24 protein-coding genes are annotated in these 24,467 nt (G+C 64.8%); 11 read left to right on the forward strand and 13 right to left on the reverse strand.

The window, feature by feature from the left end; translation table 11 throughout:
• Nucleotides 1–22: 22 nt before the first annotated feature.
• From ACFMPD_RS00110 to ACFMPD_RS00125, 4 genes are all read right to left on the reverse strand, one after another.
• The gene (locus ACFMPD_RS00110) at nucleotides 23–325 is read right to left on the reverse strand and encodes a hypothetical protein (RefSeq protein WP_380990192.1); all 303 of its coding nucleotides are present in this window, start codon (nucleotides 323–325) and stop codon (nucleotides 23–25) included.
• 1 nt (nucleotide 326) lies between these two features.
• Nucleotides 327–1,376: a phage minor head protein gene (locus tag ACFMPD_RS00115; protein WP_380990195.1), complete on the reverse strand. Its 1,050-nt coding sequence runs from the start codon at nucleotides 1,374–1,376 to the stop codon at nucleotides 327–329.
• Nucleotides 1,377–1,569: 193 nt separating this feature from the next.
• A complete protein-coding gene (locus ACFMPD_RS00120; RefSeq protein ID WP_380990198.1) occupies nucleotides 1,570–2,616 on the reverse strand; it encodes a permease in 1,047 nt (348 codons plus the stop codon).
• Nucleotides 2,609–2,917 (reverse strand): ArsR/SmtB family transcription factor, encoded by a 309-nt coding sequence (locus ACFMPD_RS00125; protein ID WP_380990200.1) that lies wholly within the window; start codon nucleotides 2,915–2,917, stop codon nucleotides 2,609–2,611. Before ACFMPD_RS00125 ends, ACFMPD_RS00120 begins: the two co-directional genes overlap by 8 nt.
• Before the next feature lie 148 nt (nucleotides 2,918–3,065).
• Between ACFMPD_RS00125 and ACFMPD_RS00130 the strand changes: the two genes are divergently transcribed.
• Both ACFMPD_RS00130 and pdxR read left to right on the forward strand, forming a co-directional pair.
• Nucleotides 3,066–4,025, forward strand: coding sequence for a class I SAM-dependent methyltransferase (locus tag ACFMPD_RS00130; RefSeq protein WP_380990203.1), 960 nt, complete (start codon nucleotides 3,066–3,068; stop codon nucleotides 4,023–4,025).
• A gap of 74 nt (nucleotides 4,026–4,099) precedes the next feature.
• Nucleotides 4,100–5,596: a MocR-like pyridoxine biosynthesis transcription factor PdxR gene (gene pdxR / locus ACFMPD_RS00135; RefSeq protein ID WP_380990206.1), complete on the forward strand. Its 1,497-nt coding sequence runs from the start codon at nucleotides 4,100–4,102 to the stop codon at nucleotides 5,594–5,596.
• Nucleotides 5,597–5,698: 102 nt separating this feature from the next.
• Here the strand turns inward: pdxR and ACFMPD_RS00140 are convergent, their stop codons facing one another.
• Nucleotides 5,699–6,517 carry a phosphate acyltransferase gene (locus ACFMPD_RS00140; RefSeq protein ID WP_380990209.1) on the reverse strand — a complete coding sequence of 273 codons (819 nt, stop codon included), beginning with the start codon at nucleotides 6,515–6,517 and terminating at the stop codon, nucleotides 5,699–5,701.
• 87 nt (nucleotides 6,518–6,604) lie between these two features.
• Here ACFMPD_RS00140 and ACFMPD_RS00145 point away from each other — a divergent pair, with 87 nt between their 5' ends.
• The 4 genes from ACFMPD_RS00145 to ACFMPD_RS00160 all read left to right on the forward strand — a co-directional run bounded on the left by ACFMPD_RS00145 (nucleotide 6,605) and on the right by ACFMPD_RS00160 (nucleotide 12,379).
• The gene (locus tag ACFMPD_RS00145) at nucleotides 6,605–7,738 is read left to right on the forward strand and encodes a citrate/2-methylcitrate synthase (protein WP_380990212.1); all 1,134 of its coding nucleotides are present in this window, start codon (nucleotides 6,605–6,607) and stop codon (nucleotides 7,736–7,738) included.
• Nucleotides 7,739–7,900: 162 nt separating this feature from the next.
• Nucleotides 7,901–10,726 carry a molybdopterin oxidoreductase family protein gene (locus ACFMPD_RS00150; RefSeq protein ID WP_380990215.1) on the forward strand — a complete coding sequence of 942 codons (2,826 nt, stop codon included), beginning with the start codon at nucleotides 7,901–7,903 and terminating at the stop codon, nucleotides 10,724–10,726.
• A gap of 31 nt (nucleotides 10,727–10,757) precedes the next feature.
• A complete protein-coding gene (locus ACFMPD_RS00155) occupies nucleotides 10,758–11,507 on the forward strand; it encodes a 4Fe-4S dicluster domain-containing protein (protein ID WP_380990218.1) in 750 nt (249 codons plus the stop codon).
• Entirely contained in the window at nucleotides 11,507–12,379 is an 873-nt protein-coding gene (locus tag ACFMPD_RS00160; RefSeq protein ID WP_380990221.1) for a dimethyl sulfoxide reductase anchor subunit family protein, read from the forward strand. Before ACFMPD_RS00155 ends, ACFMPD_RS00160 begins: the two co-directional genes overlap by 1 nt.
• 19 nt (nucleotides 12,380–12,398) lie before the next feature.
• On the opposite strand, the gene ACFMPD_RS00165 is transcribed toward ACFMPD_RS00160, so the two are convergent.
• Both ACFMPD_RS00165 and dapA read right to left on the reverse strand, forming a co-directional pair.
• Nucleotides 12,399–13,322 (reverse strand): HNH endonuclease, encoded by a 924-nt coding sequence (locus ACFMPD_RS00165; protein ID WP_380990224.1) that lies wholly within the window; start codon nucleotides 13,320–13,322, stop codon nucleotides 12,399–12,401.
• A gap of 66 nt (nucleotides 13,323–13,388) precedes the next feature.
• Entirely contained in the window at nucleotides 13,389–14,264 is an 876-nt protein-coding gene (gene dapA / locus ACFMPD_RS00170; RefSeq protein ID WP_380990226.1) for a 4-hydroxy-tetrahydrodipicolinate synthase, read from the reverse strand.
• Between the two features lie 138 nt (nucleotides 14,265–14,402).
• Between dapA and ACFMPD_RS00175 the strand changes: the two genes are divergently transcribed.
• Entirely contained in the window at nucleotides 14,403–16,361 is a 1,959-nt protein-coding gene (locus tag ACFMPD_RS00175) for a lytic transglycosylase domain-containing protein (protein ID WP_380990228.1), read from the forward strand.
• Here the strand turns inward: ACFMPD_RS00175 and ACFMPD_RS00180 are convergent.
• Together ACFMPD_RS00180 and mnmC2 are read right to left on the reverse strand one after the other, a co-directional pair.
• Complete coding sequence (locus ACFMPD_RS00180; protein ID WP_380990230.1) at nucleotides 16,335–17,222, reverse strand: DMT family transporter; 888 nt, start codon at nucleotides 17,220–17,222, stop codon at nucleotides 16,335–16,337. The genes ACFMPD_RS00175 and ACFMPD_RS00180 overlap by 27 nt on opposite strands.
• Nucleotides 17,219–17,887: a tRNA (5-methylaminomethyl-2-thiouridine)(34)-methyltransferase MnmC2 gene (gene mnmC2, locus ACFMPD_RS00185; RefSeq protein ID WP_380990232.1), complete on the reverse strand. Its 669-nt coding sequence runs from the start codon at nucleotides 17,885–17,887 to the stop codon at nucleotides 17,219–17,221. Before mnmC2 ends, ACFMPD_RS00180 begins: the two co-directional genes overlap by 4 nt.
• A gap of 58 nt (nucleotides 17,888–17,945) precedes the next feature.
• Between mnmC2 and ACFMPD_RS00190 the strand changes: the two genes are divergently transcribed.
• Nucleotides 17,946–18,986 (forward strand): NAD(P)/FAD-dependent oxidoreductase, encoded by a 1,041-nt coding sequence (locus ACFMPD_RS00190; protein WP_380990234.1) that lies wholly within the window; start codon nucleotides 17,946–17,948, stop codon nucleotides 18,984–18,986.
• A gap of 17 nt (nucleotides 18,987–19,003) precedes the next feature.
• Here ACFMPD_RS00190 and ACFMPD_RS00195 read toward each other — a convergent pair whose 3' ends face one another.
• The 4 genes from ACFMPD_RS00195 to ACFMPD_RS00210 all read right to left on the reverse strand — a co-directional run bounded on the left by ACFMPD_RS00195 (nucleotide 19,004) and on the right by ACFMPD_RS00210 (nucleotide 22,158).
• Nucleotides 19,004–19,816 carry an HTD2 family dehydratase gene (locus tag ACFMPD_RS00195; RefSeq protein WP_380990236.1) on the reverse strand — a complete coding sequence of 271 codons (813 nt, stop codon included), beginning with the start codon at nucleotides 19,814–19,816 and terminating at the stop codon, nucleotides 19,004–19,006.
• Between the two features lie 80 nt (nucleotides 19,817–19,896).
• Entirely contained in the window at nucleotides 19,897–20,442 is a 546-nt protein-coding gene (locus ACFMPD_RS00200; RefSeq protein ID WP_380990239.1) for an NADPH-dependent FMN reductase, read from the reverse strand.
• Between the two features lie 71 nt (nucleotides 20,443–20,513).
• A complete protein-coding gene (locus ACFMPD_RS00205) occupies nucleotides 20,514–21,173 on the reverse strand; it encodes a YiaD family glycine zipper/OmpA-like lipoprotein (protein ID WP_380990241.1) in 660 nt (219 codons plus the stop codon).
• A gap of 112 nt (nucleotides 21,174–21,285) precedes the next feature.
• Nucleotides 21,286–22,158 (reverse strand): methylated-DNA--[protein]-cysteine S-methyltransferase, encoded by an 873-nt coding sequence (locus ACFMPD_RS00210; RefSeq protein WP_380990244.1) that lies wholly within the window; start codon nucleotides 22,156–22,158, stop codon nucleotides 21,286–21,288.
• 180 nt (nucleotides 22,159–22,338) lie between these two features.
• Here ACFMPD_RS00210 and ACFMPD_RS00215 point away from each other — a divergent pair, with 180 nt between their 5' ends.
• The 3 genes from ACFMPD_RS00215 to ACFMPD_RS00225 all read left to right on the forward strand — a co-directional run bounded on the left by ACFMPD_RS00215 (nucleotide 22,339) and on the right by ACFMPD_RS00225 (nucleotide 24,467).
• Nucleotides 22,339–22,770, forward strand: a complete 432-nt coding sequence (locus ACFMPD_RS00215) for a DsrE family protein (RefSeq protein ID WP_380990247.1) — start codon at nucleotides 22,339–22,341, stop codon at nucleotides 22,768–22,770.
• Between the two features lie 66 nt (nucleotides 22,771–22,836).
• Complete coding sequence (nth, locus tag ACFMPD_RS00220) at nucleotides 22,837–23,481, forward strand: endonuclease III (protein ID WP_380990250.1); 645 nt, start codon at nucleotides 22,837–22,839, stop codon at nucleotides 23,479–23,481.
• Entirely contained in the window at nucleotides 23,478–24,467 is a 990-nt protein-coding gene (locus ACFMPD_RS00225; protein WP_380990252.1) for an adenosine kinase, read from the forward strand. The genes nth and ACFMPD_RS00225 overlap by 4 nt, the downstream gene beginning before the upstream one ends.

Below are 24,467 nucleotides of genomic sequence, written 5' to 3' on the forward strand. Positions count from 1 at the left end.
AGTATCTACGTCCAGAAGCCGCTTATGACAGCGAAGCCGCCCATTCCTCAAAACTCTTGAAGATCAGCCGAACCCCTTCTTTGGGGATAACCCACTCCGCTTTTGATTTTTTGAACCAAAGAAACGCAAGGTTAGCGTGTGGATCAGAGAGCAACGCGCGAAAATAGGTGGCAAGTTCTTGTACGCTTTGATCACCGTAACCCTGCCTGAAATCTTCAAACAGTTCTTTGAGGCTATCATGACTATCGGACCACCCAGGATGGGTTAGGTCCAGGTCTTGGTGAAACTGCAATGAGAAATCATAGAATGACTGCGGTGGCTTCATGTCAGTCGATCCTCGGATAGGATGTGATAATGACAAATCCATCTGGCATGTCCGGGGCATACTCAATGACGGTTCCCACACCAAATGTCTGCCGGAGTCGTATTGGAGATGAAGCTCGCTGAGTGGTTCTGTATGCCTCAAAGCCTGTTACCGACGAAAAATTACTTATTATGAATGCTCTACGCAGCCGCCCGCTGGCAACTTCATTCACAACGTCAGCATTTCTAGCAAGATTAGAATTCGTCAGGCTTTGAGCCGCTTCAAGGGATGAGAATGTCCCGTGTCGCCACCGATACAGGCTCGCGAAAAGCGTTCTTCCACGTGGAGTGCTAACCGATCCGATTAGGAAGCCTTCGCTTTTTCCGACATGGAGGGCAATGGTGTGGCCTCCGCTCGCCTCATGGGTTGTAAGGTCTTGCGGAGGGATGCTGCCATCAAAATCGGCTAGAATTACGTTGCTTTGAAGTGCTGGCGCAACCGGTTCAGCGTAGCATCTACAGTTATGCGCTTCACCTGGATGACCGCCTGCCGGGGGATCATCCCAACGAAACACTTGGTCGTCATATTCTGCATGGCTATCGCGTACTTTGGCGTCGTCCTGCGAGCGCCAAATATACCGCTCAATGCCAAGGTCTTTTTGTCGAAGCTGGTTGATCAGACCTGCGAACGCCCGCAGCAGGCGTTCTTCCATTGCCGTGCGCAGCGGCCTCAATCGCTGTGGGTGGCTTTGGTACTCATTGAATATGTTCTCAAGGCGCGTGTCCCAAGCGTTTAGCGCTTCTTCTGTGGCGTCTGACACATCCCTTAGATCAGCCTCGGACACGTTCGGCACAGTATCTGGGGGCGTCAAAGCGCTCAGCAACATCCGGGTGTTTTTGGCAGTCACCTGGTCGAGGCGGTCGCTGAAGTCGGCCCGTAGAGCGGAATAGTTTGGGAAAGTTGACTTGAGAGAAAGCGCCAGGAGATGGCCAAAAGTGCTCCCGTGCCGGTGCGACAGGACGTATTGGCCATTGCCGCCCTGCCTCAGGAAGTCACTGAAATTCTGTTGCATGAGATCTCCGCGCAATGACTTAGCAAGATCTACTGGGAAATGACTAATGAAAACCGCTATCTGCGTTCTTAAAGCAGTCTAACAACGCAACATCACTGAAACCTGGAAGCAGTCGTTCGGTCATGGTGCAGCAGCGGTAAGTTTGGGCTCATAGCGGACAGTTGCCCCGTCGAAAGTTCCGCCCTGCCATAATTCAGGCAACCACACCGAACAGCAGCCCCGCCAGGATGGCCCCAGTAACGCCCATGCCCAGATACAGGGCAAAGACCCGTGGCTTGACCAGCGACCAGACCGCTGCCATGGCCGGGATCGAACTGACGGATCCGGCGATCATGAAGGCCATCGCGGCGCCGGCACTCATGCCCTGTTCGATCAGCCCGGCCAGCAGCGGCGGCGCGACATAGCTGTTCAGATAGGCCGGCATCCCCACCAGCGCGGCGGTGGCGATGGGCAGGATGCCCTCTCCGCCGACGACCCCGGCAATCAGGTCCGCCGGGACATATTGCACCAGCAGCGCCTCGAGCACGTAGGCCAGCGCCAGCCATTTGAACAGGAACAGCGCGTTGTGACCGAACTCGGCTGCGAAATGTGCCCGGCGCGGCGCTTCGGTCCAGAATTTCCAATGCGGTCGCCCGTCCAGCTTTGGCCCGCAACCGCAGCAGCCGCTGCGCTGATAGGTCCGCAACGGGTGGCTGAAAGCGCCGCGCGTCATCACCGCCCGGGTCAGAAAGCCCCCGAACAGGCCCAGCCCGACCGCCGCCACAGCCTTGCCCACGGCAAAGGGCCAGCCCAGCGCGCCGGCGGTGATAAACAGCGTCGGCGGGTCGATCAGCGGCGAGGACAGCCAGAAGGCCATCACCGCCGACAGCGGCGCGCCCAGCGCCAGCAAACCGGCAATGAACGGAATGACCTCGCAGGAACAGAAAGGTGCCAACCCGCCAAACAACGCCGCCAGCACGATCATCCGGGTCTCGCGCCCCTGAAAGGCACGCGCGACCAGCACCTCGGCACCGGTGGCCTTGAGATAGGACAACAGCAACACCGCGAACAGGATATAGGGCGTGGTATGGCCCAGGGCCCGCACGGCGAAAACCATCGTCGCACCCAGTTGCACCGGGTCCAGCAGGGCAACCATCGCCAGCAGGACAAGTATGGCCCCCCAAGGGGATTTCACCCATCCGAGACCTCGAGACAGGTGGCGGGTCAGCCGGCTGGCCGGAGATTGTGTCGTTTCAACCATCGTTCGCCGCCCTTTCCTGAACATCCGCACAGCATTGATCCAGTATGAACCCGGCAAGGGTGCGCAAATGATCGAAATCGGCCCGGGTGATCACGCTGCGTCCGGCGCGCTCTTGCGTCAGCAGTCCGGCCGCCGCAAGAAACTTGAGGTGATGCGCCAGAGTCGAGGGGGCAATACCCGTGCGCTCTTGTATCTGCCCGACGGTCAGACCCCGCTGCCCGGCCCGCACCAATGTCCTGAGGACCTGCAGCCGAGCCTCAGACCCCATCGCCGCAAAGCCCTGCGCCGCCGTTTCCCACATTCGTCGATCCTCGCCCTATATTTTATTTCTATAAAACTAGGTATATGGTTTTTAGAATTCGTGTCAAGCCGGACCGTGTTTTTCCTTTGTCCCCACGCAAACCTGTGCAGAATAGGCAAACGCGCCCTGGTCGGAAAAGGAAATCGTCATGGACAGCCAGCCGACGCGCATGGAAGGCACGGCCAAGGAATTCAACGCAGCCCTCGCGGCACTGGACGCCGCGATGATCGAAGTCGACGACCTGCAGCGAAAATTCGATCAGGTTTCCACGAGGATCGAAACCTTGCTGGTGAACACGGCCACATCGCCCAAGGCCAATCTGGGCGCCAATCTCAGATCCCTGAATGCCCGCAGCGAAGTGTTGCGCAAGGCGCTGGACCGGGCGCGGCGCGGCTATGCCAGCGCCCGCAAAACCTATCACCAGGTCTCGCAACGCTACAGCGCCCATCGCGAGCTGCACGACAGCTCGGTCACCGCCCTGCGCCTGGCTCTGGCCAATGCGGAACGCTGCAAAAGCGCGCTGGGCCGCAGCCTGACGGAAATGCTGGATCGGCAAACCGCCCGGCACACGGATCTGCCCAGCAACGAAGACCGGCAGAGCCTGCCGGGCCATGACGGGTCCTATGGCTATATCGCGATCAACGTGGCGCGGTTCTTTGAATTGCTGATTGCACTGGAACGGGCGCTGGCCGTCGATCCCGACTATGAGCACCCGCAATTGCGGCATCGACCGGTGTCGTTTCTGGATGTCGGCTGTGGCACCGGGCGCAATCTGTCGCTGGTCCGCGATTGCCAGCTTTTGCAGGTCGCGGGTCTGGCCGGGTTCGACATCAACGCCGAACAGATCGCCGCCGGGCGGGCGGTGTACGATCTGCAGGACGAACTCAGCGTCGCCGATGCCATGACGTTCGACTATGGGCCCCATGACGTGGTCTATTCCTTTCGCCCGTTTCACGATCCGGAAATGATGACCCGGTTCGAAACCCACCTGGTCGCCGGGCTGCGCCGGGGCGCCTATCTGATCGCCGTCCTGCCCGAAGATCTGAGCCGTTTCGCAGGGCTGGACTGTATCGACCCCGCGCATGGCATCTGGAAAAAGACCGGCTGACCGGGGCGGCCCATTCCGCCAAAGCCGCGATAAGTCCAGATTGAAACACGGATAAGTCCAAAGTAGGCTGGCCTATGACCATATCCGTCGAGACCTTTTTCCTGAACTCCGACGCACAGGGCACGCTGCAAGCGCAGATTCAGCAGATGATCGCCGAAGGTGTCCTTTCGGGCCGGTTCCATCGCGGCGAAAAACTGCCGTCGTCGCGCAAGCTGGCCCATCACCTCGGCGTCAGCCGCATCACCGTGACCCTGGCCTATACCGAACTTCTGTCCAACGATTATCTGACTTCGCGCGGCCGGTCGGGATATTTCATTTCGGACAATGCGCCGGTGCCGCCGGTCTATTCGCCGCCGCCCAAGACCCGCGACCGGGTGGATTGGGACGCCGCCATCTGCCGCGACCATACCGGCGGCGACACACCGCGGCGGCCGCTGGACTGGTCGAGCTATCGCTATCCCTTTGTCTATGGACAGGCCGACCCGACACTGTTTGATCACGCCAACTGGCGGCTCTGTGCCCTGCGGGCGCTGGGACAAAAGGACATCTCGTCGCTGACGCTGGACTATTTCGATCAGGACGATCCGCTGCTGGTCGAGTTCATCGCCCGTCACACCCTGCCCCGGCGCGGCATCACCGCGCGGCCGGAAGAGATCCTGATCACCATGGGGGCGCAGAACGCCCTGTGGATGGCGGCGCGTCTGTTGCTGAACCGCGACCGCAAGGCTATCATCGAAAACCCCTGCTATTACGCCCTGCGCGATCTGCTGGCGCAATCCGACTGTCAGGTGCAGCCGATCCCGGTCGATGCCGACGGACTGCCGCCTCAGGCCTTGCCCGCCGATACGGACGTGATTTTCACCACCCCCAGCCACCAGTCGCCGACCACTGCAACGATGCCGCTGGCGCGCCGCCACGCGCTGCTGCAGCGGGCGCGCGATCTGGATGCCTTGATCGTCGAGGATGATTATGAGTTCGAACTGGCCTTTCTGGCCGCCCCGTCGCCGGCGCTGAAATCGCTGGATCGCGATGGTCGGGTGATCTATGTGGGCAGCTTTTCCAAATCGCTGTTTCCCGGGCTGCGGCTGGGCTATCTGGTCGGGTCGGAACCGTTCATCCGGCAGGCGCGCGCCCTGCGCGCCAGCATCTTGCGCCACCCTCCGGGACATCTGCAGCGCACGGCCGCCTATTACCTTTCCCTCGGTCATCACGACGCCCAGATCCGCCGCATGACGCGGGCCTTGCACGCCCGCCGCCAGCGGCTGGAAACCGCCGTGGCCGAACACGGGCTGACCATCGCCGGCCGCGGCGTCTATGGCGGATCGTCGCAATGGATGCGGGCGCCGCTGGGATCGGATACCGGCGCATTGGCCGAAACCCTGCGCAGGGACGGGGTGCTGATCGAACCCGGCGCGCCGTTCTTTGCCGGCCCGGCGCGGCCTGCCCATTTCTATCGGCTGGGCTATTCCTCGATTCCCGCAGCCCGGATTGCGCCGGGTATTGCTCTGATTGCCCGGCGCCTGGCGGAACAGACCCGAGTCGTGGGGATGGACGGGGAAACCCGACAATAGGCTTTGCAAGCGCAGGACCGGCGGGCCAGACTGGGGCAATGCCGTCAACAGGGATGCGCCAAATGCGCCTTGCCGCCGAAATCTTCGCCCCGCGTGCGGGTCCTAACTCATGGCGGCCGCAACCGCTGTCGCCGCCACAATATCCTCGACCGTGGCGCCCCGGCTCAGATCGCAGACCGGGCGGGCAAATCCCTGCAGAAAGGGCCCCAGCGCCCGCGCCCCGGCCAGTTCCTGGCACAGCTTGTAGCCGATATTGCCGGCATCCAGCGACGGAAAGACCAACACATTGGCCGCGCCGACGCCCCCCCCGTCGCGCGGCCCCAGACCCTTTTGCGCGGCAATCGTCAGGTTCAGCGCCGCATCCGCCTGGATTGGCCCGGTGAACCCGGTCGCGGCCGCAGCCGCGCGCACGGTCTGCACGCTGTCGCCGGCTCCCGATGTCCCGGTGGAAAAGGACAGCAGCGCCACCCGGGCCTCGCCCAACAGCGCCGTGCCCGTCCGGGCCGAGGCGCGGGCGATGCTTGCCAGCTGTTCGGCGTCCGGTGCCACGTTTACGGCGCAATCGGCAAACACCATCTCGCGGCCGTCCGGGAACAGCATCAGAAAGAAGGACGAGGGGATCGTCACGCCCTGGGCCAGTCCGAGGCCGATATGCGCCGCCTCGATGACCCGCCGCGTCGGACTGTCGGCCCCGGCCACCATCGCATCCGCTTCGCCCACCGCCACCATCGCGGCGGCCAGATGTATCGGTTTTTTCAGCATCCGCCGGGCAATGGCCGGCTTCAGACCGCGCAGGGTGACCAGAGCGTCGACATGCGCCTCGGTCGCCTGGCCAAGCGCCAGCGGCACGCAGAGCTTCTGGTCGCGCAGCTGCACCATCGCCGCGACGACCCGGGCCTCGTCGGTCTCGGGAAAGACCACCCGCGCCTGTCGCGAACGCGCCGCGGCATATATCGTGTCCAGGACCGGTATGGCCGCCTCCGTTTTCCACCGCCAAAGGAGCCTTCTATGAGCGAGACAGTCAAGATAAACCGCGGTCTCAAGGGCGTATATTTCGAACGCTCTGCCGTCAGTGACATAGACGGTGCCGCAGGCGAGCTGACCTATCGCGGCTATTCGATCCACGATCTGGCCAGCCAGTCCAGCTTTGAAGAGGTCTGCTATCTGCTGATCCATGGCGAATTGCCGACCGCGACGGAACTGGACGGGTTTGACGCCCGGCTGAAAGCCGCCCGCACCCTGCCGCAAGCGGTCTTTGACATCATCGCAGCCTGCAAGGACGGGCATCCGATGGACGTTCTGCGTACCGCTGTGTCGGCCCTGGCGGCGCTGGACCTGCAAAGCCGCGAAATTGGCGAGGCGGCCTTTGTCGAGAACGGCATCCGGCTGATCAGCCAGGTGCCGATGATCGTCGCCGCGCACGAGGCGATCCGCAATGGCCGCGCCCCGGTCGCGCCCGATACCGACCTGAGCCATGCGGCCAACTGGCTGTGGATGCTCAAGGGCGAAAAGCCCAGCGCCGAGGCCGCGCGGCTGGCCGATGTCGATTTCATCCTGCATGCGGAACATGGCGCCAACGCCAGCAGCTTTGCCGCGCGGGTCACCATCGGCACCGAGGCCAACCTGCATGGCGCCATCGTCACCGCCCTGTCGACCCTGGCCGGCCCGGCCCATGGCGGAGCTGCCGAGGACGTGATGCAGATGGTGCACGAGATCGGAACGCCGGAAAATGCCGCGGCCTATGTCAAGGCCAAGCGCCAGGCCCGCGAGCCGGTGACCGGTTTCGGCCACCGGGTCTATCGCAAGGAGGACCCGCGCGCGCGCCACATGCGCGAGGGTGTGCGCCAACTGGGACAGGAAGTGGGCGCGCCGGAATGGTACGAGATCCTGCAGGCCGTGGTCGCGGCGATGCAGCCCTACGCCCGCCACGGTCTGAACGTGAATGTCGATTTCTATTCCGGCGTGATCTATCAGCTGCACGGCATCGCTATGGACCTATATGTGCCGATCTTTGCCATCGGACGCATGCCCGGCTGGGTGATCCAATGTATCGAACAGCTGCGCGGCAACATCCTGATCCGCCCCCTGACCCTGTATAACGGTCCGGCCGCGCGCGCATATCTGCCGTTGAACCAACGCTGAAGGCCGCCTCGCCGGTCCGGCGACAGCCCTGCGCGCCAGGGGAAGATATCCCGGCCTTTGCCGCGCTGCAGAACATTCGTTCCGCCGGACTCACGCGAAAGGAACTTCTTTACCTGCGAGTATGTCACGCTTAGCCTGACCCAAGGCCAAGGATAGCGCGACATGAGTTTCACCCAACCCGATCTCGACACCTCTCCGAAAGTGTCCGACGAGGTTCGTCAAACGACCTGTTACATGTGCGCCTGCCGCTGCGGCATCAACGTGCACATGAAGACCGGCCCCGACGGCAAAAAACAGGTCGCTTATATCGAGGGCAACCGCGATCACCCGGTGAACCGGGGCGTGCTGTGCGCCAAGGGCAGCGCCGGCATCATGCAGCACAACGCGCCGTCGCGGCTGCGCGCGCCACTGAAACGGGTCGGGCCGCGCGGGTCCGGCGAATACCGCGAGATTTCCTGGGACGAGGCGATCTCGACCGCTGTCGGCTGGCTGGCTCCGCTGCATGAAACCGCGCCGCACAAGCTGGCCTTTTTCACCGGCCGCGACCAGAGCCAGTCCTTTACCAGTTTCTGGGCGCAGAATTTCGGCACGCCGAACTATGCCGCGCATGGCGGGTTCTGCTCGGTCAACATGGCGGCTGCGGGGATCTATACGATGGGCGGCGCGTTCTGGGAATTCGGTCAGCCCGACTGGGACCGCGCCAAGCTGTTCCTGCTGTTCGGGGTGGCCGAGGACCATGACAGCAACCCGATCAAGATCGGCATCGGCAGGCTCAAGGCGCGCGGCGGCCGGATGATCGGCATCAACCCGATCCGCAGCGGCTATAACGCCGTCGCCGACGACTGGTTCGGCATCACGCCGGGCACCGACGGTCTGCTGGTGCTGGCGCTGATCCATTGCCTGCTCAAGGCCGGCAAGGTCGATCTGGACTATCTGGCGCGTTTTACCAACGCTCCGGCCATCGTCACCCTCGAGGGGCTGTTGCATCGCGACGCCGAGGATCGGCTGCAGGTGGTCGACCGCACGGACGGAAAGGTCAAACCCTTTGATGTCCGGGGCATCCGCCCCGACCTGGCCGCCGAGCTGACGATCGACGGACAGCCCTGTCGCACCGTCTTTCGGCACCTCTCGGAACGCTACCTGGCGCCGGAATACGCGCCCGAAGCGGTTTCCGAGCGTACCGGCATTCCGGCAAAACGCATCCGCGCGCTGGCCGGCGAACTGGCCCGCGTGGCCTTTGACGAGGCGTTCGAACTGGACCAGCCCTGGACCGATTTCCGCGGCGAGACCCATGCCACGATGACCGGGCGCCCGGTGGCGATGCATGCGATGCGCGGTGTGTCCGCCCACGCCAACGGCTTTCACACCTGCCGCGCCATTCATCTGTTGCAGATCCTGCTGGGCACGGTCGAGGTGCCCGGCGGGTTCCGGTTCAAGCCGCCCTATCCCAAACCGGTCGAAGCGCATCCCTCGCCGCATGGTCAGGGCCGCCCCGGACGGCCGCTGGACGGGCCGCATCTGGGCTTTCCCCGCGGCCCCGAAGACCTGCTGCTGGACGAAAACGGCGCACCAAAACGCATCGACAAGGCGTTCACCTGGGAAAACCCGATGTCCAGCCACGGGTTGATGCACATGGTGATCGCCAATGCCCATGCCGGCGATCCCTATCGCATCGACACGCTGATGATGTACATGGCGAACATGGCGTGGAATTCGTCGATGAACACCAAGGGCGTCATCGACATGCTGACCGCGCGCACCGACGATGGCGGCTATGTGATCCCCCGCATCATCTATTCCGATGCCTATTCCAGCGAAATGGTGGCTTATGCCGACCTGATCCTGCCCGACACCACCTATCTGGAACGCCACGACTGTATTTCGCTGCTGGACCGGCCGATCTGCGAGGCCGATGCAGCCGCCGACGCGATCCGCTGGCCGGTGGCCGACCCCGACCGTCCCGGCCATGCCGGCGTACGCGGCTTTCAATCGGTGCTGGTGCAACTGGCAAACCGCATCGGCATGCCCGGCTTTGTCGAGAATGACGGTCAGCCGAAGTGGCAGGACTATGCGGAATACATGGTCAACCACGAGCGCCGCCCCGGCATCGGCCCGCTGATGGGCTGGCGCGGCGCGGATGGCGACCAGACCGGGCGCGGCGCGCCCAACCCGGATCAGCTGGACCGCTATATAGAGAATGGCGGGTTCTGCGTGCATCACATTCCCGAGGCGGCGCAATACTACAAGCCCTGGAACGCCGCCTATCAGGACTGGGCCGTCGATCTGGGCCTGTTTGACAGCCCGCAACCCTATCTGTTTACGCTGTGGTCCGAGCCGATGCGGCGGTTCCAGCGCGCCGCCGAGGGTCATGGTCCGTATCAGCCCCCCGAACATCTGCGCGAACGCCTGCGCGCAACCATGGACCCGCTGCCGATCTGGTATGAGACCGATCAGACCGGCAATGCCGGCTTTACCGTCAATGCCCTGACGCAACGCCCGATGGCGATGTATCACAGCTGGGGCAGCCAGAATGCCTGGCTGCGCCAGTTGCACGGGCGAAACCCGCTCTATGTGCCTACGAAACTGATGCGCCAGCACGGGCTGGTTGACGGCGACTGGGCGCGGGTCACCTCGCCGCATGGGGAAATCACCGTGCCGGTGATGGAAATGGCGGCGCTGAACGACAACACGGTCTGGACCTGGAACGCCATCGGCAAACGCAAGGGCGCCTGGGCGCTGGACACCGATGCGCCCGAGGCCACGCAGGGGTTCCTGCTGAACCACCTGATCCACGAATTGCTGCCACCGCGCGGCGACGGGCTGCGCTGGGCGAATTCCGATCCGATCACCGGACAGGCGGCCTGGTTCGATCTGAAGGTGAAACTGGAAAAGACCGCGCCACCCGCCGAATGCCAGCCGGCCTTTGATCCGATCGGATCGCCGGTCGCGGCGGGGCCGGGCGAACTGGCCTGGAAGGTCGGCAAATGATTCCCGTCAGCGCGCATCAGGAGGGCCATGCATGACCGAACTGCCAGCCACCACCGACCGCCGCCTGGGCCTGGTGATCGACCTGGACATCTGTGTCGGCTGTCATGCCTGCGTGATCAGCTGCAAAGGCTGGAACACGGAAAACTACGGCGCGCCGCTATCCGATCAGGACCCCTATGGCGGCGATCCCTCGGGCACCTTCCTGAACCGCGTGCACAGCTACGAGGTTCAGCCCGAGACCGGCGCCGCCCAGCTGATCCATTTCCCGAAATCCTGCCTGCATTGCCAGGACGCGCCCTGCGTCACGGTCTGCCCCACCGGGGCCAGCTATAAACGGGTCGAGGACGGCATCGTGCTGGTCAACGAAAGCAACTGTATCGGTTGCGGCCTGTGCGCCTGGGCCTGCCCCTATGGCGCGCGCGAACTGGATCAGGCCGCCGGCGTGATGAAGAAATGCACCCTGTGCGTCGATCGCATCTATAACGAGAATCTGCCGGAACGGGACCGCCTGCCCGCCTGTGTGCGCACCTGCCCGGCCGGGGCACGGCATTTCGGCGATTTTGGCGATCCCGACAGCAACGTGTCGCGGCTGACGGCGGAACGCGGCGGTATGGACCTGATGCCGGAACAGAGCACCGCCCCGGTCAACAAATACCTGCCGCCACGCCGCAAGGACCGGCTGGAGGGGCAGATCGACGTGCTGGCCCCGTTCCTGGAACCGGTCGCCGAAGATGCCGATGGCTTTCTCGGCTGGCTCGACAAGGCCCTGGAGAAACTCTGATGCATCCGGCCCCCTCTGTCATCCTGTTCACCGCCTGCTCGGGTCTCGGCTTTGGCCTGCTGCTCTGGCTGGGACTCGGCTATCCCGGTGTCACCGGCTGGACCGCCTTTGCCTTTTTCGCCATTGCCTATCTGTTGGCGGTGGGCGGGCTCATGGCCTCGACCTTTCACCTGGGGCGCCCCGAACGCGCCGCCAAGGCGTTCACCCAATGGCGCAGCAGTTGGCTGAGCCGCGAGGCCTGGTGTGCCCTGACCGCACTGATCGTGATGGCGATTTACGGCGCCGGGCTGGTGTTTGCCGACAGCCGCTGGGCCGTGCTGGGCCTGATCGGCGCCCTGGCCAGCCTGGGCACGGTCTTTACCACGTCGATGATCTATACCCAGCTCAAAACCGTGCCGCGCTGGCATACGCCGCTGACACCCGCGCTGTTCTTGTCCCTGTCGGTTGGCGGCGGCGCGCTGCTGGCCGGGCAGGTCACCGCCGCCATCGGGCTGCTGGTGCTGGCCGGGCTGATCCAGATCGCGCATTGGACGATGGGGGACAAGGCGCTGGCCCGCTCGGGCAGCACCCTGGCCAGCGCCACCGGTCTGGGCGGTATCGGCACGGTACGGGCCTTTGAGCCGCCCCATACCGGCAGCAACTATCTGCTACGCGAATTTGTTCACGTGGTCGGGCGCCGGCACAGCGCCAAGCTGCGGCTGATCGCGCTGGTCCTGACGGCGCTGCTGCCGGTGCTGTTGCTGCTGCTGCCCTTCAGCCACGCGCTGGCCGGCCTGGCGGTGCTGGCGCATCTGGCCGGCGTCATCGTGTCCCGCTGGCTGTTCTTTGCCGAGGCCGAACACGTGGTCGGCCTGTATTACGGCAAACGCTGAACTTACCCAACGCGCGGGCCTATTCCCATGGCGCCGGTTCATTGGACTGGATCTGACCAAAGACGTTTTCGCGATGCCAGCGCAGGTTTCCGGGATGCGGCGCGTCACGCGGGTCCTTGGGCGCCAGCAGCTTGCCGTCCGGTGGCAACAACCGGTTCACGACCTCGCCCGGAACCTTGTTGCGGGACACCAGGATCGTTTGGCGATCCTCGGCAACCGAAATCAGGCCGCGATCAAACATCCAGTGCAGGGTTCCCGACAGCGCCAGCCCGTTGCGTACCGAGTCACTGCCCTGCCGGTCGACGGGGCGAATATGGGCCGCCTGAACCTCGGGCCTGCCACCGCCGTTGCGCAGGCGCAGCCCGGACATGGCGCAGCGGTTGTCATAGGCCGTGCGCACCTTGCGCCGAAAGGCGACATCCCGGTACGGGCGGCGCGTCAGCCGCTCGATCACCGGACGCTCAAACAGCTGGGGTTCCTCTTGCAGGGATGGCGCACCGCTGTCGTACCGGGTCGCTTCCATCTGTTCCAGGTCCTGCGGCAACCCCAGATTGACGATCCGCGCAAAGTCTTGCTCTGGCAGGCGCCGTACCGCAAGCTGAACGGCACCGCCTTTCTTCGGTGTTCCGTCAGGTGCAGCCAGCGTAGCCTCCATCGGCCGCCCGTTCCGCAGGCGGGGCACCTCGCGATCAAAGGGCAGGTAGCTGCCGGGTGCGATCAGGGCGAGATACCGGCCCTGGACGCCGGGCTTGGGTATGACCCGCTGGATCTTTGCGACGGCAAAATACCCGCGAGGCCCTGCCTTGACCGGCTCATAGTAGATGATCCAGTCTCCGACCGCCGCCCGCGCGGCCTTCAGATAGGCTTGCGGAAAGTCGTACACCACATCCGGCTCGTCATCATAGATCGAGTCCGCCTTGTGCATCAGAACCAGTTTCACCATGCGCCCAGCAAAGCGATGACCGGTTTGAATGCAAGTGCTTCCCGTCGGCCGCCGAACCGGTGTGACCTAGTTCAGCAGCCCGGCATGGCGCAGCCCGTCCTCGACCAGAGTCTTGGTTTCGTCCAGCAGCCCGGTCAGGGGCGAGCGGACCTCTTCGCTGCACAGACCCAGGCGGGACATGGCGTATTTCGCGCCGACCAGTCCGGGCTCGGTAAAGATCGCCTTGTGCAGCGGCATCAGCCGGTCCTGGATCTGCAGCGCCGTGGCGAAATCGCCGGCCAGGGTCGCCGCCTGCATCTGCGCACAAAGCGCCGGTGCGACATTGGCGGTGACCGAGATGCAGCCGACGCCACCCTGGGCGTTGAACCCGTGCGCGGTGGCGTCCTCGCCCGACAACTGAATGAAATCCGGCCCGCAGGTCAGACGTTGGTCGCAGACCCGCGCCAGATCGCCGGTGGCGTCCTTGACCCCGACGATGCGGGGCAGTTTCGCCAGCTGACCCATGGTTTCGGGCGTCATGTCCACGACCGACCGGCCGGGAATGTTGTAGATGATGATCGGCAACTCGCTGGCATCGTGGATCGCGGTGTAATGGGCGATCAGCCCACGCTGGGTCGGCTTGTTGTAATAGGGGGTCACCACCAGCACCGCGTCGGCGCCGACGCTCTGCGCGTGCTGGGCGAATCGCAGGCTTTCCAGCGTATTGTTCGATCCGGCCCCGGCGATTACCGGCACCCGCCCGGCGGCGGTGCGCACCACCTCGGCCACCACGGTTTCGTGTTCTTCATGGCTGAGCGTCGGGCTTTCACCGGTCGTACCCACCGGCACAAGCCCCGAAGATCCCTCGCTGATGTGCCATTCGACCAGCTGTTTGAGCGTTTCCAGATCCAACTCGCCGTTGCGAAACGGGGTGACGAGGGCTGGCATAGAGCCTTTGAACATGGGCACGCTCCTGTTGCTTGCGGTTGACACAAATTTACGCCAATGGCACCGTGATTTTTCCGCGATTGTGTGTTGATCCCGGCAAGCCACGGCTTATCGTCACAGGCTCTAGCCTTGGTTTATCGGGAAATGCAAGTGATGTTGCGCATTCTGGCGTTTGTGCTTTGCCTTTGTGTAACTTTGCCGGGGGCCGCCTTGGCGGACGAGGCGGCGCGGCTGACCGGCGTTTTCCAGGCCTTGCGCAAGGGCGACTGGGCCGAGGCGCGCGCCACCGCCGGCCAGCCCGGCAGCCTGGCGCGCGACATCGTGGAATGGCACCGGCTGCGCGCCGGGTTGGGCGATGCCGCCGAAGTCAGCGATTTCCTGAGCCGCCGGGCCGACTGGCCGGGGCTGGCCTGGCTGCGGCGCAAGAGCGAGTCGGCCATGGACGTGTTGCCCGATGCTGAGTTGCTGGCCTTTTACGCCGACGAACCGCCGCAATCGCCCGAAGGGGTGCTGGGCTATGCCCGGGCGCTGAAGGCCAGCGGGCAAGCCGGCGATGGCGAGGCCGAACTGGTGATCGCCTGGCGGACCATGCCAATGGGGCGGCTGATCCAGGCCGCCTATCTGCAGGACCATGCCGATCTGCTGGCGCCGCATCATGCCGCCCGGCTGGACCGGTTGCTGTGGGACGGCCACCTGGTCAGCGCCCGCCGCATGTTGCCGCTGGTGCCTGATGGCCACCGCGCCCTGGCCGAGGCGCGGATCGCCCTGCGCGAGATGGCGCCCGGCGTGGACGACCGGATCGCCGCGGTTCCGCAGGCGCTGCAGAACTCGGCCGGCCTGGCCCATGACCGCTTTGTCTGGCGCCATCGCAAGGGCCGTACCGAAGACGCGATTGCCCTGCTCGAGGCGCGCAGCATCAGCGCCGCGGCGTTGGGTGAACCCGACAAATGGGCCTATCGCCGGGCCAGCCTGGCCCGCCAGCAGATGCGCGCGGGTCAAGGCGCGCGGGCCTATCGCATCGCCGCCAACAACCACCTGACCGAAGGCTCGGCCTATGCCGACCTGGAATGGCTGGCCGGGTTCATCGCCCTGCGGCAATTGAACGATCCGCAGACCGCGCTGCGGCATTTCCGCAATTTCGATGCCGCTGTGGTCTCGCCGATCAGCAAGGGGCGCGCCGGGTATTGGCTGGGCCGCGCGCACGAGGCGCTGGCCGACAGTGACGGCGCCCATGCCGCCTATGCCATGGGGGCCGAGTACCAGACCTCGTATTACGGGCTGTTGGCGGCCGAGCGCATCGGCCGGCCCTTTGATCCGGTGCTGGCGGATCCGCCTGACCTGCCGCCCTGGGATCAGGCTGCGTTCATGTCCTCGAGCGTCCTCAAGGCCGGTCTCTTGCTGTTGCAGGCCGATCAGCTGAATCTGGGCGAACGTTTCCTGACGCATCTGGTCGAATCGCTGGACCCGGTGCAGGCGGGGCAGTTGGGCGAGATGGCAATCGATCTGAGCCAGCCGCACCTGGCGGTAATGATCGCCAAGCGCGCGGCCCGCCAGGCGGTGGTGCTGCCGGCGGCCTATTATCCGCTGCACCCGGTGGCCCGCCAGAACCTGCCGATGGCACCCGAAATGACCCTGGCCATCGCCCGGCGCGAAAGCGAGTTCGATCCCACGGTGATCAGCGGTGCCGGGGCGCGCGGACTGATGCAGGTGATGCCCGCCACCGCCCAGGCCGTCGCCACGCAGATGGGCATCGTGTCGGCCCATGCCACCGGACGGCTGACGCAGGACTGGGAATACAACGCCAAGCTGGGCGCGCGCTATCTGGCCGGTCTGGCTGGCGGATTCGACGGCAATGTGGTGCTGATGGCGGCCGGCTACAACGCCGGACCGGGTCGGCCGTTGCAATGGATTCTGAACCATGGGGATCCGCGCCTGCCCTCGGTCGACGTGGTGGACTGGGTCGAGTTCATCCCGTTCAACGAGACCCGCAACTATGTGATGCGCGTCACCGAAAGCCTGCCGGTCTATCGCGCCCGGCTGGGGCTGGATCCGCTGCCTGTGCCGTTCTCGCACGAACTGGCCGGTTCAACGCTGAACGCGTTCGCGCCATAGGGTGAACAGGCCCGCACCGACGATGATCGCCGCGCCGATGACCACATTCATCCGCAAGCTCTCCTGAAACACCACGATGCCCATGGCCGAGGCGAACACCAGTTGGAAATAGGCAAAGGGCTGCACCGCGCTGGCCTCGGCCACCTCATAGCACCGGATCAGCAGCCAATGGCCCAGCACACCGGAGACACACAGAGTCGCCATCCACCCCCAGTCGGCCGCGGACATCGGCTCCCAGAACCAGGCACCCACCGCCGTCATCACGACCGCCCCGACCGTTCCGGTCCAGAAAAAGCTGGTGGCCGTTCTGTCGCGCCGCGCGGCATAGCGGTTCAGCAGCCCGTAGATCGCGAACATCACCGCCGACACCAGCGGTATGATCGCCCAGGGATCGAAAACCCCCAGCCCCGGTTGCAGGATGATCAGGATGCCGACAAATCCGACACCGATGGCGCTCCAGCGCCGCCAGCCGACCTGCTCGCCCAGAATTGGCCCCGACAGGGCGGCGATCAGCAAGGGATAGCAGGCAAACACCGCATGGCTTTCCACCAGCCCCAGAATGGTGAAGCCAAGAACCGCGATGCAGATCTCGGCGACCAGCAGAACCGCGCGCGTGATCTGAATGCCGGGCTGGTCGGTTCGCGCCGCCGCCCGCAGGCCGCCGGCCGCCCGGGTCGCGATGGCGATGACAAAGGCGGCAAAGAACCAGTAGCGGATCATCACCACCATCAGAACGTTGTACTGCCCGGCCAGGTGCCGTGAAATGCCGTCCTGCATCGCAAAGACCACGGTGGTGGCGATCATCAACAGGATGCCCAGGGGCACGTTGTTGCTCTGCGGCTGGATTTCCGAGTTGCTCACGCCAGCACCGCCTGGGTCATATGCCGCTTGCGCCCGTACCCTGGCGCGCGGGTGACGTGAAACCCGGCATCGGCCAGCCCCCGGCGCACGAAACCGGCCGCCGTATAGGTCGCCGCGGTGCCCCTCGGCGCGGTGTGCCGCGCCACCCGCGCCATCAATTCGGGCTGCCACAGTTCCGGGTTCTTTGCCGGCGAAAACCCGTCCAGAAACCAGGCATCGGCGCGACCCGGCCAGTCCGGCAGCGTATCGCGGGCATCGCCGGGGATGACCTGCAGCCGCAGCGTGTCCAACTCGCATGTCCCGGCCCCGCCCCAGGCGGCCAGAAACCGGTCGCGCCAGGGCGCCAGTTCGGGAAATCCGGCCAACGCCCGCGCCATCGCCTCGGGCGCCATCGGATAGGCCTCGAAACTGGTAAAGCGCAGGGGCGAGCTTTGCCCGCTCTGCTCCCAGGCGGCCCAGGCGGTCAGCATGTTCAGCCCGGTGCCAAAACCCAACTCGGCGATGCGGAACCCGGCGCGGAACCGCTCGGGCAGCCGGTTGCCGGCCAGAAACACGTGCCGGGTCTCGGCCAGACCGTCCTGCAGGCTGAAATACGGGTCATCAAACCGCGTCGAAACAGGCACCCGCCCGTCGCGCCACTGCAGTTCTGCCTGCTGGTCCTGCATGATAAGGTTCCGTAAGAAAGACCGGGATCACGGCGATCATTGGCGCAGCGCGGGAGAATTGGCAATGACGGATGTAACGGTGCGCGGCGCGGGCATATTCGGCCTGTCGATCGCCTGGGCCTGCGCCCGGCGCGGTGCCGTTGTTCAGGTCATCGATCCCGCCGGCCCCGGCGCCGGGGCATCGGGCGGGCTGGTCGGTGCGCTGGCGCCGCATGTGCCCGAGAACTGGAACGCGAAAAAGGCGTTTCAACTGGACAGCCTGCTGATGTCTGAAACGTTCTGGGCCGAGGTTCAGGCCACCGGCGGCGTTTCCGCCGGCTATGGCCGCACCGGGCGCGTGCAGCCGATCAACGACGCCCACGCGTTGAACCTGGCGCGGCAACGGGCCGTCAATGCCGAAACCCTGTGGCAGGGACGGGCAAGCTGGACGGCGCGCCCGGTGGCCGAGATCGGCCCCTTCGCCCCGCCCAGTGCCACCGGCTATGTCATCCATGACACGCTCAGCGCCCGGATGCATCCGCGCCAGGCCTGCGCGGCTCTGGTGGCCGCGCTTGAAACGATGGGGGTGCCGGTGCGCGACACCGGGACCGACCGCGGCCGGGTAATTCACGCCACCGGCGCGGCCGGTCTGGCCGACCTGTCACGCGCGATGGGCAAGCCCGTGGGCGGCGCAGTCAAGGGCCAGGCGGCGCTGTTGCGCTTTGATGCCGCCGATGCCCCGCAGCTGTATGTCGACGGGCTGCATCTGGTGCCCCATGCCGACCACACCCTGGCCATAGGCAGCACCAGCGAGCGGGATTATGAGGACGCGACCGGCACCGATGAAGCCCTGGAGGCCCTGATCGAACGTGCGATGACCCTGGTGCCGGTCCTGCATGGCGCGGTGGTGATCGAACGCTGGGCCGGGCTGCGCCCGCGCGCCAAAAGCCGGGCGCCGATGCTGGGCCCCTATCCGGACCGCCCGGGCCATTTCATCGCCAATGGCGGTTTCAAGATCGGGTTCGGCATGGCGCCGAAAGTCGCACAGGTGATGGCCGATCTGGTGCTGGAAGACCAAGATGCGATACCCGATGATTTTCGCGTCTCGGCCTCGCTCTAGATATGCGCCGGTCCCGGTCAGGCCAGGTCGGGCACCGCCTGCGCCGTCATGACTGCACGCCCGTCCGGGCCGCGCACCCAAAGGTCGGTGCCGCTGCGACACAGCGTGGCGGTCTCGGAATGCAACAGCGCCGAGACCGCCCGGAACGAGAATTGCAGCAGTGGCCCGATCTGATCCTGCGCCATCAGCATCAACAGCTGCGCCAATAGCGGTCCATGCACCACCAGCCCGCCATATCCTTCGACGTCGCGGGCATAGTCCAGATCGTAGTGGATACGGTGCCCGTTGAACGTCAGCGCTGAATACCGAAACAGCAGCGTGGTATCGAACGTCACATCGCGCCGGTCGGTTTCGTCATCCCGCGCAAGCGGCACGGCCGGCAGCGGCACATCCCGTCCCGGATCCTGCCGATAGACCAGAATCTGGCGTTCTGTGACGCATAGTTGACTGGCCTGGCGCATCTCGTGGCGCAGGGTGACAAACCCCAGCGGTCCGCTGCGGCCATGCTTGTGCGTCGTCTCCTCGATCACGCTCAGCCGCTCGGCCGGCTGCCCGGCGATCAGCGGGCGATGAAAGTGCAATTGCCCGGATGCCCACATCCGCCGCGGCAGACCCAGATCCGGGATCAGCCCGCCGGTGCGCGGGTGCCCGTCTCGCCCCAGCGCCTCGGGCGGATTCGGGGTCCAGAAATAGAGTTGGTGAAAGAACGGCGGCAACGGCGTGCCTGCGGCGATATCGGGGGCTCGCCCCAGCGCAACCAGCAGGGCATTTGCGTGGGCCGGATCCATCAGATCGGACTGATGCCCGCTTTCGGGATGATGGGTTTTCATGCAGCCCAGCCTAAACCCAGGGGACGGCATTGCCAATATCGGCGACATACGACCCGGCAAGCGGCGGAGCTGTGCCCGATTCAGCCGCGTCCGATCTCGTCCCGCAATTTCTGCATCAAAGCCCGCAGGGTCTTTTCATAGCGCTCGTTGGTCAGCCGGCCTGCCTCGTCAAACTGCCGGGCGGTCTCGGCGACATGCAGTTCGGGTCCCTGAAGGATGCGTGGCTGGAACGGTACCATGCAGCTGCGCAGTATCGACTGGGCGCGCTCGCCACCGGCCCGGCCGGCCGCGGCCGACATCACTGCCAGCGGCTTGTCCAGCCACGGGTTGCCCTCGGTCCGGCTCACCCAGTCCAGAGCGTTCTTCAAAACCCCCGAGGGACCCTTGTTGTATTCCGGAGTGGAGATCACCACCGCATCCGCATCCGCGATCTGCCGCGCCAGCGTCAGAACCGCCGCGGGTACGCCTTGGCTGGTTTCGAGGTCACCGTCATACAGCGGCAGGCGCAGATCGGCCTCGACAAACCGGCAGGGACCGAACAGGCGCGCCGCCTCGCGGACCAGCTTGCGGTTGGTCGAGGCTGCGCGCAGCGCCCCGGCCATGCCCATTAGAACCAATTCGGCCATGATCTGCTGCCTTTCTGACAACTCGTTTCGTCCTGGGTCGGCCGCAGCTGCGCCGCCGACCGGAGCGTGTGTCAGCGCTTGTTCGGAATGACGACGATCTCGACCCGCCGGTTTTGCGCCCGGCCCTCGGGCGTCAGGTTCGAGGCAAGCGGCTGTTCTTCGCCCGCCCCCCGGGTGACGATCCGGTCAAAACCGACACCATTGCTCTGCAGGATATCGGCCACCGCATTGGCGCGACGCAGGGACAGGCCCAGGTTATAGGTGGCGTCCCCGGTATTGTCGGTGTGCCCGATCACCTGAACCCGGCTGTCGGGATAGCGCAGCAGGTTGTTGGCCACCTTGACCAGATCCGAACGAAGCGAGCTGCGCACCGCGGCGCTGTCGGTGTCAAAGGTGATGTCCTGCGGCAGCGACACGATCAGCCGGTCGCCGGTATTGGTGATGGTGATCCCGTCATTGGCAAGCTGCGCGCGCAGTTCCGCCTCTTGCTTGTCCAGTTCGTGACCGATCACGCCCCCGGCGGCAGCACCGGCGGCAGCGCCCAGCAGGATGTTCTTACCTTCGCCGCCGGTGGCTGCCGACAGGCCGGCACCGACTGCTGCGCCCAGCAGCGCGCCCTGCTTGGCCTTGATGTTCGGATCGGTGCTGTTGCCCAGTATGGACGGATCGTTGCAGGCGCCCAGTATCGACAGGGTGGCCAGCGCCGCAACAAGAGACTTTGCGTGTTTCATGACTTTTCGCCTTCTGCTCGGGTCCCATTCAGAGACCTATTGCAGCCCCTATAGCATGAGGTCCGCACCAGCGCTCAAGTCACAATGTTGTCGTCCGGCCGTATACTGGTGGTCACATTGCCGAAGGTGTCGGTTGTTCCGCCGGGTCACCATCGGCGCGCGCCGCCTCATAGGCCAGCATCGCGCGCTTGACCGGCAGCCCCCAGTGATAGCCCCCCAACCCGCCGGATTTCCGCAGCGCCCGATGGCAGGGAATCAGCCAGCTGACCGGGTTGCGCCCCACCGCCGTGCCCACCGCCCGCACCGCCCGCGGGCTGCCCACGGCCTGGGCGATTTCGGAATAGGTGGTGACCTGGCCCGAGGGGACCCGCAGCAGGGCCTCCCAGACCTTGATCTGAAAAGGGGCGCCGATCAGATGCAGCGCGGTATCGCCCGATTGCCGGAACGCGGCCTCGGCCCAGTCCCGCACGGCGGACGCATCCGCGACATGCTCGGCCCGCGGCCAGCGCCCGGCCATGTCCGCCCAGGCCACCTGACGCGAGCATTCGGCAGTAAAGGCCACGCCACACAATCCGCGATCGGTGGCCATTACCAGTGCCTCACCGAACGGGCTGTCCATCCAGCCATGGCGAATGACCAGACCCTCACCCTTGCGGGCAAATTCACCGGGGCTCATCGCCTCCCAGCGCAGGAACAGATCGTGCAACCGCCCGGTACCGGACAGGCCCAGGCTGTGACTGGTCTGCAGCGTGGTAAACCGCTCGCGCAGCAACGTCTTGGCATGCCCCAGCGTCAGGTATTGCTGATAGCGTTTCGGCGAGACCCCGACCCAGCGTGAAAACAGGCGCTGGAAATGCGCCGGACTCATGTCCATGCGGGCCGCAAGCTGCGCAAGGGTCAGCGTTTCGCCGCCCTGGTCGATCACGTCGATCGCCCGGCGCATGACACCGTAGTGATAGTCGCGCTCTGACGCTTGAACGTTCATTTCCACCTCCGTCTTCCAACCCCCAGCCTAGGCCCCCCCGGGCGGCTTTTCGACCCGATTCCTGCGCAACCCGGCCCCGCAGGCAGATACGCGCGGGCGTGGCAGAATAACACATAGCATTTTTCGAATGCGATGGTATCTCGAACCTGTCCATAACCCGATCCCGAAAAGGAGACCCCCATGAAACGGACTTTGACCGGTCTTGCCCTGGCGCTGGGCTGTGCTCTGCCCGCGGTGGCGGACGGCCCCGACCGTCTGGTCGCCGTCGTCACCTCGGATCAGCCGCAGGTCCAGCTGATGTCGATGGTGTTGACCAACCAGGCCCTGGCGCAGGGCCACACGGCCCGGATATTGCTGTGCGGTGCCGCTGGCGACATCGCGCTGCGCGACGCTCCCGAAAGCGCCATTGCGCCGCAACCGCCCAAGGGGGCCAGTCCGCAGGCCCTGCTGCAGGCAGCGATGGCCAAGGGCGCAACGGTCGAGGTCTGCGCCATCTACCTGCCGGGCAAGCGCTCCGATGCGTCAGCGCTGATCGACGGCGTCGGTGTTGCCAAGCCACCGGCGATGGCGGCAGCGCTGACCGCCGACGATACGATCGTCTGGTCGTTCTGAACGAATGCCGGGACCGGTGCGCCGGTCCCTTGCCCCCGGAGCCAAGGACGGGCATAGCATGCCGCCATGGCCCGGCAACTCGACTACCATACGATCCGCGAGATTTTCGACCGCTTCCACGCCGCCGACCCCAAACCCCGGGGCGAGCTTGAGCATGTGAACGCCTATACGCTGGTGGTTGCCGTGGCGCTGTCGGCCCAGGCCACCGATGCCGGCGTCAACAAGGCCACCCGCGCGCTGTTTCAGATCGCCGACACGCCGCAAAAGATGCTGGATCTGGGCGAAGAGGCGCTGATCGGGCATATCAAGACCATCGGCCTGTATCGCAACAAGGCCAAGAACGTGATCCGGCTGTCGCGCATTCTGGTCGATGACTATGACGGCCGGGTCCCCAATTCGCGCGCCGCGCTGCAATCGCTGCCCGGTGTCGGGCGCAAGACCGCCAATGTGGTGCTGAACATGTGGTGGCATCACCCGGCCCAAGCCGTGGACACCCATATCTTTCGCGTCGGCAACCGCACCGGGATTGCGCCGGGCAAGGATGTCGATGCGGTGGAACGCGCCATCGAAGACAATATTCCCGTGGATTTCCAGCAGCACGCCCATCACTGGCTGATTCTGCACGGGCGGTATCACTGCAAGGCGCGCAAACCGCTGTGCAATACCTGCCTGATCCGCGATCTCTGCCAATACGAGGACAAGACTCTATGAAGACATATGACCTGGTCGGCATCGGCAATGCGGTTGTCGATGTGATTACTCAATCCGATGACAGCTTTCTGGCGCAGATGGGCATCGAAAAGGGTATCATGCAGCTGGTCGAAAAAGACCGCGCCGAAGCGCTGTACGGCGCGATGAACGGCCGCGTGCAGACGCCGGGCGGGTCGGTGGCCAATACCGTTGCCGGCGCCGGTGCGCTGGGGCTGGACACGGCGTTTATCGGTCGGGTCCGCGACGACGTTCTGGGGCGGTTTTATGCCGCGTCGATGAACGAAACCGGTATCGATTTCGTCAATCCGCCGGTTGCGGATGGCGCTTTGCCGACCTCGCGGAGCATGATCTTCGTATCGCCGGACGGCGAGCGTTCGATGAACACCTATCTGGGCATATCCACCACCCTGTCCTCGGAGGATGTGCCGGACGATGTCACCGAGAACGCACAGCTGATGTTTCTTGAGGGCTATCTGTTCGACCATGATGCCGGCAAGACGGCCTTTCGGCAGGCCGCCCGCGCCACCCGGGCCGGGGGCGGCAAGACCGGCATCGCCATTTCCGATCCGTTCTGTGTCGACCGGCACCGCGCGGATTTCCTGGCGTTGATCCAGCACGACCTGGATTTCGTGATCGGCAACGAGGCCGAAATCCAGTCGCTGTTCGAGACCGACCACCTGGACGATGCGCTGATGATGACCGCCGCGCTGTGTCCGCTGGTGGTCTGCACCCGCTCGGGCGACGGCGTGACCGTGATGGAGGGCACGTCCCGACTGGATGTTCCGGTGGAAAAGGTGGTGCCCGTCGACGCCACCGGCGCCGGCGATCAGTTCGCCGCCGGGTTCCTCTATGGTCTGGCCGCCGGCCGCGATCTGGAAACCAGTGCCCGCATCGGCTGTGTCTGCGCCCGCGAGGTGATCGGCCACATCGGTCCGCGTCCGGAAACCGACATGCCGAAACTGCTGCGCAGCGAAGGGTTGGCCTGA

This window comes from Sedimentitalea sediminis, from assembly GCF_042687825.1.
GTDB lineage: Bacteria > Pseudomonadota > Alphaproteobacteria > Rhodobacterales > Rhodobacteraceae > Sedimentitalea.